The organism is Candidatus Magnetaquiglobus sp. (assembly GCF_058402785.1).
Genome location: NZ_JBZVFG010000052.1, coordinates 1 through 12,435, shown reverse-complemented (window position 1 = coordinate 12,435; position 12,435 = coordinate 1). Strand labels below are relative to the sequence as shown.

At 63.3% G+C, this 12,435-nt stretch carries 9 protein-coding genes and 1 pseudogene; 3 read left to right on the top strand and 7 right to left on the bottom strand.

Translation table 11 applies throughout. The features are described 5' to 3' along the window. Window positions 1–116: 116 nt before the first annotated feature. The 5 genes and pseudogenes from ACV4UY_RS14170 to ACV4UY_RS14150 form a co-directional block, all read right to left on the bottom strand. Window positions 117–536 carry a hypothetical protein gene (locus ACV4UY_RS14170; protein WP_420906490.1) on the bottom strand — a complete coding sequence of 140 codons (420 nt, stop codon included), beginning with the start codon at window positions 534–536 and terminating at the stop codon, window positions 117–119. A gap of 124 nt (window positions 537–660) precedes the next feature. Further along, window positions 661–2,085: a sigma-54-dependent transcriptional regulator gene (locus ACV4UY_RS14165; protein WP_491608229.1), complete on the bottom strand. Its 1,425-nt coding sequence runs from the start codon at window positions 2,083–2,085 to the stop codon at window positions 661–663. A 19-nt stretch (window positions 2,086–2,104) separates the two neighbouring features. Continuing rightward, the gene (locus ACV4UY_RS14160) at window positions 2,105–3,601 is read right to left on the bottom strand and encodes a tetratricopeptide repeat protein (protein ID WP_491608239.1); all 1,497 of its coding nucleotides are present in this window, start codon (window positions 3,599–3,601) and stop codon (window positions 2,105–2,107) included. Window positions 3,602–5,202: 1,601 nt separating this feature from the next. Further along, the gene (locus ACV4UY_RS14155; RefSeq protein ID WP_491608238.1) at window positions 5,203–5,451 is read right to left on the bottom strand and encodes a helix-turn-helix domain-containing protein; all 249 of its coding nucleotides are present in this window, start codon (window positions 5,449–5,451) and stop codon (window positions 5,203–5,205) included. A gap of 226 nt (window positions 5,452–5,677) precedes the next feature. After that, window positions 5,678–6,775: pseudogene (locus ACV4UY_RS14150) on the bottom strand (sigma-54 interaction domain-containing protein); the annotation flags it as partial. Between the two features lie 314 nt (window positions 6,776–7,089). Here ACV4UY_RS14150 and prmB point away from each other — a divergent pair. The 3 genes from prmB to ACV4UY_RS14135 all read left to right on the top strand — a co-directional run bounded on the left by prmB (window position 7,090) and on the right by ACV4UY_RS14135 (window position 9,462). Further along, window positions 7,090–7,965, top strand: coding sequence for a 50S ribosomal protein L3 N(5)-glutamine methyltransferase (prmB, locus tag ACV4UY_RS14145; RefSeq protein WP_491608237.1), 876 nt, complete (start codon window positions 7,090–7,092; stop codon window positions 7,963–7,965). A gap of 28 nt (window positions 7,966–7,993) precedes the next feature. Beyond that, on the top strand, window positions 7,994–8,893 hold the full coding sequence (locus ACV4UY_RS14140; protein WP_491608228.1) for a phytoene/squalene synthase family protein: 900 nt from the start codon (window positions 7,994–7,996) through the stop codon (window positions 8,891–8,893). Between the two features lie 218 nt (window positions 8,894–9,111). After that, on the top strand, window positions 9,112–9,462 hold the full coding sequence (locus tag ACV4UY_RS14135) for a DUF4276 family protein (RefSeq protein WP_491608227.1): 351 nt from the start codon (window positions 9,112–9,114) through the stop codon (window positions 9,460–9,462). On the opposite strand, the gene ACV4UY_RS14130 is transcribed toward ACV4UY_RS14135, so the two are convergent. After that, entirely contained in the window at window positions 9,417–11,138 is a 1,722-nt protein-coding gene (locus tag ACV4UY_RS14130; RefSeq protein WP_491608226.1) for an SUMF1/EgtB/PvdO family nonheme iron enzyme, read from the bottom strand. The two genes, ACV4UY_RS14135 and ACV4UY_RS14130, sit on opposite strands and share 46 nt — an antisense overlap. A 119-nt stretch (window positions 11,139–11,257) precedes the next feature. After that, window positions 11,258–12,435: calcium-binding protein (locus ACV4UY_RS14125; protein ID WP_491608225.1), on the bottom strand; the 1,178-nt coding region annotated here is incomplete at its 5' end.

Here is a 12,435-nt window from a genome sequence, read left to right as displayed (position 1 = left end):
ATCATTGTCCCCGGAGTCCGATGACTTGTCCCCTCCCGTGGCCATCATTGTCCCCGGAGTCCGATGACTTGTCCCCTCCCGTGGCCATCATTGTCCCCCTGGAGTCCACCGTCCCCTCACCGATGCTGCTCCAACTGCTCGCGCGCCTTGCGCAGCAGGGCCATCTGGACGCGCAGGATGCGTCCGGCCTCCTTGGCTTCGTCACGAGAGCGGGCCAGCTCGTTGCGGTGCTTCTGGATCGCCTCGATGCGCGCCTCCTGGGTCTCCTCCTGACGCTCCTTGGCCTCGCGTACCGCCTCGCGCACCGCCTCGCGGCGATGCAGCAGACCGGCATGATAGGCGTCGGTGCGGGACTGGAACTGGGTGCGCAACGCCTCGACCTCGCTCTCCAGCCCGGCCACCTTGCGTGTCCAGTAGCGAGTGGGACGAACCAGCCGCTCCAGGGTGTCGAGCATGCCATCCTTGGCGGTCAGATTTGCCAGCATCGGATCGGTGGCGCTCTCCGAACAGCCCCACAACACCAGCAACGGGATCATCCACAAGGCGATCCGCCATCCGTCCGCCCAACCACGCAACCCGCCGCCGCGGCGTGGGGAAGGCTCCCCCGCGACAGCCGTTCTCACCTCCCGGTCGCGTGGATGGCATGTCGGGAAGGTGAGGTCAGCGGGCCGCATACTCGTTCAGCTTGTTGCGCAGCGTGCGGATGGAGATTCCCAGCAGTTCCGCCGCGCGCGTCCGGTTCCCCTTCACCTCGTCAAGGGTGCGGTGGATCAGAAACTCCTCCATCTGCCGCACCGTCGTGCCAACCGGCAGACGGATCTGATCGCTGTTCTCCAGCTCCGGCCTGGGGAGATCCGCGTGGGAGTAGGACTCCTCGTCCGCCTCGTCTTCATCGGCCAGATCATCGGGCTCCGGTGATGCGCCGGGAGACGCGGGGGGAACGTCGATCATCAGATCCCATGGCTCGATCTCCTCCCCCTCGGCCACCAGCAGCGCGCGATGGATCACGTTCTCCAACTCCCGCACGTTGCCCGGCCAGCCGTAACGGCCCAGGGTGGACAGCGCGGCGGAAGAGAAGGGGATGGCGTTGCGTCCCAACTCCTCGACGAAACGGACCCGGAAATGCTCGGCCAGCAGGGGGATATCCTTGGTTCGCTGGCGCAGGGTGGGCAGACGCACCGGGAAGACGTTCAACCGGTAATAGAGATCCTCGCGGAACCGGCCCGATTCGGCCCAGGCCTTGAGATCGCGGTTGGTGGAGGCGAGCACGCGCACATCCAATGGAATCGGCGAGCGACCGCCCACCGGATCGACCTCCCGTTCCTGGAGCACGCGCAGCAGTTTGGCCTGGAGGTTCAACGACATCTCGGAGATCTCGTCCAGAAAGATCGCGCCGCCGTTGGCCTGTTGGAACTTGCCCTTGCGATCGGCCAGGGCGCCGGTGAAGGCCCCCTTGGCATGTCCGAAGAGTTCGGACTCCAGGAGGTTTTCCGGCAGGGCCGCGCAGTTGATGGCGATGAAGGGGCCCTGGCTGCGATCCGAGACCTGATGGACGAAGCGGGCGATCAACTCCTTGCCGGTGCCGCTTTCGCCCTGAATGAGCACCGTGGCCATGGAACGGGCCACGCGCCGCACCTGTTGCAACAGACGGCGCATCCCGTTGTCGGCGGTGATGAAACGGCGTCCGCGACCGAGTTCCGGGTCGAAGTACTGGTCCGCGAAGGTGCGCACCAGGGTCGTGATCTTGTCGTCTTCCACCGGCAGGAGCAGATAATCGGCGGCGCCCGCTCCGATCACCTCGCGGGCCTCGCTCACGCTGCCCCGGATCGCCGTGGCCAGAATCGGCAGACCTCGGAACAGGAAGGTCAGTTCGCGAATCCGCTCCAGGGCATCCTCGCCCCCTTCCATGGCCACCACCACCAGACTGAACCGGGCGCGCGCCAGCTGCTCCTTGGCCTCGGCGACGCTCGATACACGGGTGGTATCCAGTCCGGCGGCGTTGAGTTGCGCGACGAAGCGGGTTCGTTCCGGATCCTGGCGACCGCCGATCAACAGCGCTTCACGACGTGGCGTGGGAGTGGTCATGTCTCATTCGAAAAAAGGGTCAGGGTCGTACATCCAGGGCCATGCCCAACTGGGAGGCGTTCTCCGCCGAGATCTTCGACCAGGGGGTGGAGGGCGCGAGCGCCGGCACCCCGGAGAACAGCTCCTTGGCCTCCTTGAACTTGCCTTGCCGTTGCAGGATATCACCCACGCGGATCCGCGCCAAGGCCTGGATCTCCTTGTTGCCCGCTTCGCTGGACACCCGCTTGAAGGCCGGCAGGGCCTTGTCATCCCCCTTCCACTTGTGAAGGATGCTGGCATACCAGTAGTAGTCCATCCCGTCACCCACCGGGCGTCCGAAAAGCAGATCCTCCATGTGCTGCACCGCCTGAGGAAAACGCTCCAGGCCGGCCTCGGCCTTGGCCAGGATCCGCCACCGTTCCACCCGATCGCCGGGGGTGAGCAGATTTTCCGGCAGGTTCTCGAGCAGCAGCATCACCCCTTCCCAATCCTGTTTGCGCGCCAGGCGTCCCGCCTCATCCAGCCGGACCCGCGCCGCATCGGGTGAAACACTCTCCTTGATCCCCTTGCCGGTCCCCTTGGCGTCGGTTCCCTGTTCCAGGAGGCTCTCCCGCGACAGGGCGGCTCCGAGTTTGGTCAAGGCCGCCGCCGAATCGTGGCGCAGACCGTCGAGGAGTTTCAGGGCATCCTCGTGGAGTCCCATGCGCATCAGCGCCTCGGCCAGGTGGATCTTGGCCGGGATGAAGGCCGGATCGTCACGCCAGTCCTCGCCGTGGATCTCGGCGAGAATCGCCGCGTACTCCGGACGACCGTTCTCCAACGCCTTGGCCATGCCATCGAGCAGATAGAGCCGTTTGATCTCCCTGGCGCGGGCCACCATGTTCTCGCGGGAGCTGATGGTCATGAGCTTGTTGAGGGTCTCGAGCACCTCCTTGTGACGTCCCGCCTCGCCGAGCATCTCGGCCTTGGTCAGGTAGGCCTCGGCGAGGGCCTCGGGCAGGGCGATCTCCTGGATCAGCGTATCCAGACGGGTGATGCGATCCTTGAAGTTCTGCTCCATCTTGGTCTGCAACGCCGGGATCCGCTCCCACACCTCGGGGGAGATCTTCGGATAGTCCTTTTTCAAGGCGGCCAGTTCGTCGAGGGTTTTTTTGACATCCCAATGACGGTTGGTCTCCACCAGCAGCTTGCGCACCCGCTCCTTGAAGGATTCGGACTGCTCCTTGGGGAGATTCAGGGCGTGCAGGATCTTGTCCAGCTCCTCGAGACTCTCCTGGATGTCACGATTTTTTTCAAGCTGCATCAGGAAGATCCGACCCCAAACCGTGGCGTCGGACTCCGGATGGTCTTTCTTGAGCCGCTCGAACAGACGGGTGGCATCCGCGGTCTGACCGAGCTGACGGTGGGACTCCGCGGCGCGCAACAGCGCCCAGGGTCCGATGGTGGCATGGGTGGGGTAGTGGCTCAACACCTGCGCGTAATACTTCACCGCGTCCGGATAGCGACGGTATTTGTAGTAGGTGTCCGCGGTCTCCATGAGCTGTTCCGGGTTGTTGGCCACGAAGGCCATCTGTTCCGGGGTCATGGCGTCGAGCATGCGGATTGCCTGGTCCTGATTTCCCGCCACCTTGGCCAGCTGCGCCAGCAGGAAATGGGCCTCCGCCGCGCCTGGTCCCATGTCGCGGGTGATGTCGATCACCTTTTTCAGATAGGCTTCGCCCTCTTTGAGGCTGCTGGCCTCGTCCGGGCTGATGCGCGACTGGATCAGACCGATCACGGTGTGGGCCCGTTCCAGCCAGGTGCGATGCTCATCCTTGGGCAGGTTGGGATCCCAGAGGATCGCCGAGGCCTCCTGGAAGTGACCGGAGCGGTTGAGCAGCGCCAACTGGGTCAGTCGCAGATCCGGATACTCGGCGGTGTTGGGATAGCGGGCGATCAGGGTGGTGAGTTCGGTCAAGAGCCACCCGGCTTTCCACGCCATCTTGCGCGCCAGGTCGAATTTGTAGAAATCGAGGAACTCCCGGTTCCTGGTCTTCGGGAACAGCTCGAACAGCCGGTCGATCCAGCCGCGCGCGCTCGGATATTGACGATCCCGTTCCGCCCCCTTGGCCCCTTCCAGATAGTGGGACTCGTCGATCTCCTTTTCGTTCAGACGGATCTTCTCGTCCGGTTGCGGCTCGTAGGGGGAGGTGGCCACGCGACGCAACGGAATGATTTTTTTGTCCGCCACCTGTTTGCGGCGTTGGGTGAGGATCTTTTCCGCCTCTTCCTGACGACCGATCCCATCCTTGGCGCGGATGGAGACGATGTAGAGTCCGGCTGCCGGATCGTTGAGGAAATTCACATGGCTGGTGGAGTCGTGCAGATTGATCTCCAGCTCCACCTTGCCCTTGAACTCGTAGGCATGGACCTTTTCCGCCAGACCGGCGGGAAAGACGTTGCGCCAGGTCGGGCTCAAGGTGGCGCCCTGCCATTCGAGTTTGGCCACATGGGCGCCGAGGTCGAGGTTGGTCTCCACCTGGCTGTTGCCGGTGTGGCTGATCAGAAGCAACGTGCCGTCGCGACCGGCCAGCACCCGCCCTTCGAGCAGTTGCGACGGTCCGGAGGCGGAAGGGGCCACCGGGGGATCGAATTCGAGCTGATAGAGCGAACCTTCGTTCGGATCGCGCTCGGTCACCGAGTCGCGGAAGTTGACGTTGGCGTCCTTGAGGACCAGGGTGAGCTGCAACCCCATCTCCTCGCCGCGCGGCACGTCGTTCATCCGGAACTCCTTGATCCAGCGGGAGCGGTCCAGTTTGAGTTCGTTGGCCGGCAGGGCGAGCACGCCGGGCACGATCACCCGCATGGTCACCGCGTCGAGCATGCGCACCGACGGACGCGTCGCGCCGGGCGGGATCATGAAGGAGAGGATCTCCCGTTTGCCTTGATCCTCGGTTTTGTACTTGAGGGTGGTGAAGAAGGCGCGCGCCTCGCCGGGCAGGCAGAGCAGCGCCAGGGCGCAGCACAACGCGAGCCATGCCGGCCATCGCAGGATCGTGGAGCGCCCGCAGGACGGTGCGCGGTCGGGAAACGTCGGGGTTCCACCCCCATGAGGTAAGTGTGTCCAAACGGAACGCAGGCTAGATCCGGCCACGTTGCTCACTCCTCCATCCGTTCCGCCATCTCGGCGCGATCCGATTTTTCCAGGCGTTCCAGTCCCTTTTTCTTGATCTTCTCCACCAGGGTGGTGCGGTTGAGATTGAGCAGCCGGGCCGCTTTGTTCTTGTTCCAGCCGGTGCTGTCGAGGGCGGAGAGGATAAGCTGATTTTCGAACGAGGCCACCGCCCCGTTGAAATCGAGCCCCTGGAGGATTTTCTGGCTCAGATCCTGGGTCGAGGCGGCGATCATGCGCGAGACCGCCTCGAGACCGCCATCGGTTTCGCCATCGCCGTCGGACTCGCCATCGCGATCGGCGTCGGCGTCGGTTTCCGGGAGCGGGGCGGGGGTGAGGATGGGACGTTCCTGGAACGGGAACTCCTTGTCCGCCTCGCGCGCCGGAGCTTCGGCGCATCCGTTCCGCCATCTCGGCGCGATCCGATTTTTCCAGGCGTTCCAGTCCCTTTTTCTTGATCTTCTCCACCAGGGTGGTGCGGTTGAGATTGAGCAGCCGGGCCGCTTTGTTCTTGTTCCAGCCGGTGCTGTCGAGGGCGGAGAGGATAAGCTGATTTTCGAACGAGGCCACCGCCCCGTTGAAATCGAGCCCCTGGAGGATTTTCTGGCTCAGATCCTGGGTCGAGGCGGCGATCATGCGCGAGACCGCCTCGAGACCGCCATCGGTTTCGCCATCGCCGTCGGACTCGCCATCGCGATCGGCGTCGGCGTCGGTTTCCGGGAGCGGGGCGGGGGTGAGGATGGGACGTTCCTGGAACGGGAACTCCTTGTCCGCCTCGCGCGCCGGAGCTTCGGCGCCCGCGGGGAGGAACGAACGGATCTTGGGCGGCAGATCATCGTATTGGACACTCCCATCCGAGAGGATGGTCAGCCGTTCGATGAGGTTTTCCAGTTCGCGCACGTTGCCTGGCCAGGGGTAGTGCTGAAAGATCTCCATGATCTCCCGTTCCACGTTGACGCGCGGGCGTTCATGGAGTTTGATGGAGCGCTCCAGGAAGTGGTTGACCAGCAGAGGGATGTCGCCATGGCGCTCGCGCAGGGCCGGGACGTGGATGGGCACCACGTTCAGACGGTAGAAGAGATCTTCGCGGAACCGTTTTTCCGCGACCTCCTTTTCGAGATCCTTGTGGGTGGCGGCGATCACCCGCACATCGACGCGCACCGGCTTGACGGCGCCGACCGGTTCGACGATCTTCTCTTGCAAGACGCGCAGCATCTTGACCTGGAGCTTGGGGCTCATGTCGCCGATTTCGTCCAGAAACAGGGTGCCGCCGTTGGCCAGCTCGAAGCGTCCGACGCGGGTGTTGGCCGCGCCGGTGAAGGCGCCGCGCACATGGCCGAAGAGTTCGGACTCCAGCAGGTCCTCGGGAATGGCCCCGCAGTTGACCGGTACCAGGGGTTGATCCTTGCGTGGCGACAGGTTATGCACCGCCCGTGCGATCAACTCCTTGCCCGTGCCGCTCTCGCCCTGGATCAGGATGGTCGAATTGGCCGAGGCGACCCGTTCGATCATCTTGAACAGTTTCAGCATACACGAGGATTTTCCGATGATTCCGTACATGGTATCGTCAACTCGATCTTTTGGGTTGCCGCGGGTCAGAGTCAGGCTTTCACAATGATCGCCAGGGATCCGCCGACCCCTGGGATCCCATGCATGGGGAGCGCGGAGAGTCATGCGTCAAAAATCCAACGAGAGAGTACGTTAATTTGGGCCCGATGCCAAGTCATCACAACCTTCAGCGCCAATTTTTCATTGCCATGAGTGGTCATATCCTTGACTCCGACAAAAATACCACGCTCCCTGGCCGATCCAGGAGGCGTGGCCCGCATGGCGATCCTTCGCCTGATCCGCGCCCGCACGACGTCGCCGGGTGGATTCGATGGGTGGCACGCCGGCTGGAGGCGGCGCAACTCTGCCATGCCAATGGAATGCAAGAACCATACCTGGAAGCCGAATATCTTGTCCTGCATGCCTTTTCCATTCCGCTCGATACCAGGCCCGTCAAACGTCCGTCACCGCCCGCCGATGCCGAGGCGCGGGTGCGGCGTTTGTTGGAGCTGCGCGTCCACCAGCGCCAACCCGCTCCCTATGTCACCGGCGAGGCCTTCTTCGCCGGACACCGCTTTCTCGTCGATGCGCGGGTGCTGATCCCCCGCTCGCGCATCGAAAACATCCTCGATGATCCGCGCGGCTTTTCGCCCTGGTTCCCCAAGGGAGCGCCACGCCGCATCCTCGACCTGTGTACCGGCAGTGGCTGTCTGGCCATCGCCCTGGCGCTGCTCCTGCCCCATGCCAAGGTGGATGGGGTCGATCTCTCCAGAGATGCCCTGGAGGTCGCCCGACTCAATCGGGAACGCTTCGGTCTGCACGACCGGGTGCGCCTGATCGCCTCGGATCTCTTCACCGCCCTGAAAGGGGATCGTTACGACCTGATCGTCACCAATCCCCCTTATGTGCCCCAGGCCGACTTCGACGCCCTGCCGCCCGAGTATCACCGCGAGCCGGCCATGGCCCTGGTCGCCGGAGAGGATGGGTTGGAGCTGATCGGACCGATCCTCGAACAGGCCCCGGATCATCTGAATCCGGGTGGTCTTTTGATCTGCGAGACCGGCGATGACGTGCAGGAGATCCTCATGCAACGCTGGCCGGATCTGCCGGTCGAATGGCTGCCGTTCCATTTCGGGGGGAGCGGGGTGTTCGCCATCACGCGGGAATCGCTCGCGACGTGGTGTCAGCAGCACTTCCCTTGAGCCGCATTCTTGGTTACAGTAATCCATCATGAAGCGCATCGACTCCATCCCTGCCCATTTGGCCCCTGATTTCGCCTATTGTCGCGACATCGCCGTGGCACGCGCCGAGGAGTCGCCCCTTGGGGGACGGTTTCTCACGCGGCGGCTCAAACCCTATTGGTATGTGATCTGCGCCTTCTTCTGGACCGCGCGGGATTTCACCCGGCTGCGCGGCAGCGACGACGACCTCAAGCTGCAACTGATCGACGACTGGGCTCGTCGTCTGGAACAGGCCCGCTCCGGACAGCCGGATCACCCCATCTTTCGCGCCATGGCCCATCTGTTCGCGGTGACCGGCATGCCGGAAGCGCCGATGCATGCGCTGTTGATCGCCTGCCGGATGGATGTGACCAATCGGCGTCACGGTACGCTCGAGGAGCTGGACGAGTATGGACGGTTCGCCTCGGCGCCGTTGGGTCATCTGTTGTTGCATCTCCATCAGGAGATGGAAGAGTCCGCCGACGTGCGGCTGATCGACAAGTTGCGCCACTCCGACGCCTTGTGGACCGCCTTGTCGTGGACCGGCTTCTGGCGGGACCTCGGTCACGACTCGCGCGGGGAGGGGCCGTTGTATCTGCCCGAGATGGAAATGGGTTCGTTTGGGGTCGCCGAGGAGATGGTGTTGCAGCGTCGCTTCACCCCCATGGTGGGGAGTTTGATGCTGCATCTGGTCGAGGAGACGCGGGCACGCTTTTTCGCCGGTTCGCCGTTGATCGAGGAGGTGGGTCGTCCGCTGCGCATGGAGTTGGCGTATGCCGTGGAGCGGGGGATGCTGCTGCTGGAGCGGATCGAGGAGCTGGGTGGCAATACCTTGCGCAACCGTCCGGCGCTGAGTCAGTGGGAGCAGATGGTCTGCTTGTGGCGGGCCATGGGGCGGGTGTCGAATTGAGAGGGTTGGAGGTGGTTCGGTGGCACTGGGCTCCGACTATTCTTCACCAGTGTCAGTTGACGCTAACACAACCTATTGAAGCAATCTGGTGCGCAATCATGTAATCAAAAGATTTAATATGAGTATCTTGATAAATTATTACAGAGCAGGAATCTTCTAATTATTGTCCGCTCGTGTCTGCTCTCTTGTGCTCCAGAATAGTCGGAGCCCAGTGCCTGATGGTTCAATGCATGGAGAATTGGTTCCTGGCCGACAAGGATCAATTGACTCATTTTTACGGACAAGGGTTTCAAGTGTCCGCCTTGCCAGTCACGAAACCGATGGAATCCACCAGAAAGGGCGATCTGCTCGAAGGACTGTCCAGGGCATCCCGGAACTCAACCAAGGGATCCTACAGCAAAGGCGGTCACTCCTTTCAGATACTTGAGCGTCTCGACCCCAACAAAGTTGCCGCCCAGGCTCCGTGGGCGTGCCGCTTGATCAAGTTTCTGGAAAGCAAAGCGGGCCCATCAGGCGGAAGATTTCAAAATGATTGCGCCGTTCCCGATTGGCGCCCCTCCCAGGGATAGGCCAGGGCGGAGAGTCGAAAGCCGATATCCCCATCCGAGCGGCCCGGATGGTAGCGATCCCGTGCCGCGCTCCGGATTCGTTCTTCGGACGAGTGCCACGATCCGCCCCGCAACACCCGCTCGCCACTCTCGGCGGCGTCGCAATACGGGTTGATCTCCGGGGAGCGCGCGTAGAAATCGGCGATAAACCAATCCCGCACCCACTCATGCACCTGCCCGTGCATGTCATGCAGGCCGAACCGGTTGGGCGGATGGGATCCCACCGGAACCGTGCCACCCCGCATCCCGGCGTAATTGGCCTCATCCGGGGTGATCCCGTCCCCGCCCGCGTAACGACTCTCCCCATCCGCCCGACAGGCTCGCTCCCATTCGGCCTCGGTGGGCAGACGCACCAGACGATGACATCGCCAGGATAACCACTCGGCAAAGGCCATGGCATCCTCATGGGAGACGTTGACCACCGGATGGTCATCGGTTTGCGAAAAACCGGGACGCTCCCAGTTGCTCCCGTCGCGCCGTTCGAAGCGGCCCGATTCCGGAACATACGGATTGGCCCAACCATCCCGATCCGCGCTGGTCTTGTAGCCCGAATCCCGCAGAAAGAACCGGAACTGCCCGCGCGTCACCGGAAAACGGGCCATCCAGAACCCGTCCACCCGCACCCGATGGCGCGGGGTGGCGCGCTTGTCCGAGGGTTGCAGGAGCCGATCCGGATGGGCATCTCCGGCCTCGGCCAGACCCATGTGAAATGCACCCGGTTCGATCCAGACGAACGCCATGGCAAACCTGCGGTAACGGGCGGTCCAGCTCTGCGGGGTGGTTGAATCTTTCAGCAAAACCAGACCCTCGCGATGTTTTTCGAGCCGTTCCAACACCCGCGCCAATGGCCAACGCTTGACGTGATTCTTGGCGAGCATGCCGGTCAGAAGTTCGCGCAACGGTTCCGGACACCCCTCGGGGATCACGACCGGCTCCGGAGAGCGCTGTCCCCGCGCCACCTCCAGCGATTCGCCGTTGTAGGCCGGCTGACCGAACAACATGAAATAGAGGGTCATGCCCAGGGAGTAGACATCCGAGACCAGATAACGCCGTTTTTTCCACACCTCCGGAGCCGTATAACGGGAGGTGCCGGAAAAACGTGGGGCATGCTCCCCGAACCAGGATTCGGCCAGCCCCCAGTCGGCCAGCAACCAGGTCAGTCTGCCATTGGCTTCGATACGGCCCAGGATGTTGTCCGGCTTGATGTCCCGATGCACGAGAGGGGGTTTCAGGGCATGGGCATGGATCATGGCCAGAACCGCGCGGTGCAGGATCGCCAGGGATTCGTCCATGGGGAGTCCACCACGGGCGCGCACAAAATGTTTCAGATCCCCACCGTCCAGATACGGGGTGGCCAGACAGGCGCTCCCGTCGGCTTCGATCCAGTAGTCACGCATGGGCAACACGAACGGACACTCCACCATGCGGCGCAGATTCTCCTCCTCCCAGCCGAGCACCCGCTTGCCCACCTCCGTGGTGGCATGCTTGATGGCGAATCGCTCCGAGCCTTCCAGGGAAGTTGCGAGATAAACGTCCGCGAAGGAACCGGCACCAATCCGCTCGAGCAGCCGATAACGCCCCATCCCGAGCGCCGGCAGGGAGGGCCCGACCGCGCGGGCCTGTAGCATCAATGCCATGGTTTTTCCGATCAACCCCGATCAAAGCAGAAAAACCGCCTCCTCGAAGAAGAGACGGTTTTTCTGGTTACTGTGACAACGTGCCGGTCAGGTCCGTCCGGACGAACCCGGTTCGACTCTTACCACTCGATGCGCTCCATGTTGTGGAACTCCAGCACCGAACCATCGTACAGGGTGATGGTCCCTGAGGCATCGCCATCGGTGAAGTCGATGCTGCCATCGCTGTGCACCGTGTATTCGGCATCGGTCTGCAAGGTCCAGTCCCCGGTGTGCTCGAGCGCGTGGGATGGACCACCGCCCGCATCCTCCAGATTGATGGTGTCGGTCCAGCCGCCACCCACGCCACCGTTGGCGGAATCCACGCCATCCTTGGAGCCGAACAGGAAGAGATCATTCCCCGAACCGCCATCCATGGCGTCGTTTCCGGTTCCGGCATGGAAGACATCGTTGCCATCGCCGCCGACCATTGTGTCGTTGCCGGCACCACCATCGAGGATGTCGTTCCCCTTGCCGCCGTCAAGCGTATCGTTGCCGTCGCCGCCGAGCAGTTTGTCATTGCCGTCCCCGCCGGAGAGCTTGTCATCGCCCTTGCCGCCGTCCATCTGGTCGTTCTTGCTCGTACCGGTCAATTCGTCAGCTTTGTTGCTGCCCGAGGTGGTCTTGTCATAGCTGACCTTGGCCTCGGTGTAGTCGTGGGTCCCCTTGATGTCGCTGTAGTCGGGCTGAGCAGGCTGGGCCTCTTGCTGACCACCACCCTTGCCCGGATTGTCGTCATCCACGCCGTCGGCATCGTTGCCGTGGCCCTTGTTGTCGTGATCGCCCTTGGCACCACCGCCCGCCGAACCGGCCTGGGCGCTGCCACCCTTGGAGCCGCCGCCCGCCGAACCGGCCTTGGCACCGCCGCCCTTGGAGCCGCCGCCTGCCGAACCGGCCTTGGAACCGCCGCCCTTGGAGCCGCCGCCTGCCGAACCGGTCTTGGAACCGCCACCCTTGGAGCCGCCACCCGCCGAACCGGCCTTGGAACCGTCCACCATGGAGCTGCCGTCGCCCTTGGATCCGCCACCTGCCGAACCGGCCTTGGAACCGCCGCCCTTGGATCCGCCACCTGCCGAACCGGCCTTGGCACCGCCGCCCTTGGATCCGCCGCCGCCCTTGGAGCCGCCATCCGCCGAACCGGCCTTGGCACCGCCACCCTTGGAGCCGCCACCCGCCGAACCGGCCTTGGCACCGCCGCCCTTGGAGCCGCCACCTGCCGAACCGGCCTTGGCACCGCCCACCATGGAGCTGCCGCCGCCCT

Bases quoted from the DNA above. Each gene is read 5' to 3' on its own strand.
- ACV4UY_RS14170 (WP_420906490.1), bottom strand. From the start codon at position 536: ATGATCCCGTTGCTGGTGTTGTGGGGCTGTTCGGAGAGCGCCACCGAT.
- ACV4UY_RS14165 (WP_491608229.1), bottom strand. From the start codon at position 2,085: ATGACCACTCCCACGCCACGTCGTGAAGCGCTGTTGATCGGCGGTCGC.
- ACV4UY_RS14160 (WP_491608239.1), bottom strand. From the start codon at position 3,601: ATGGAGACCGCGGACACCTACTACAAATACCGTCGCTATCCGGACGCG.
- ACV4UY_RS14155 (WP_491608238.1), bottom strand. From the start codon at position 5,451: ATGATCGCCGCCTCGACCCAGGATCTGAGCCAGAAAATCCTCCAGGGG.
- ACV4UY_RS14140 (WP_491608228.1), top strand. From the start codon at position 7,994: ATGAAGCGCATCGACTCCATCCCTGCCCATTTGGCCCCTGATTTCGCC.
- ACV4UY_RS14135 (WP_491608227.1), top strand. From the start codon at position 9,112: ATGGTTCAATGCATGGAGAATTGGTTCCTGGCCGACAAGGATCAATTG.
- ACV4UY_RS14130 (WP_491608226.1), bottom strand. From the start codon at position 11,138: ATGGCATTGATGCTACAGGCCCGCGCGGTCGGGCCCTCCCTGCCGGCG.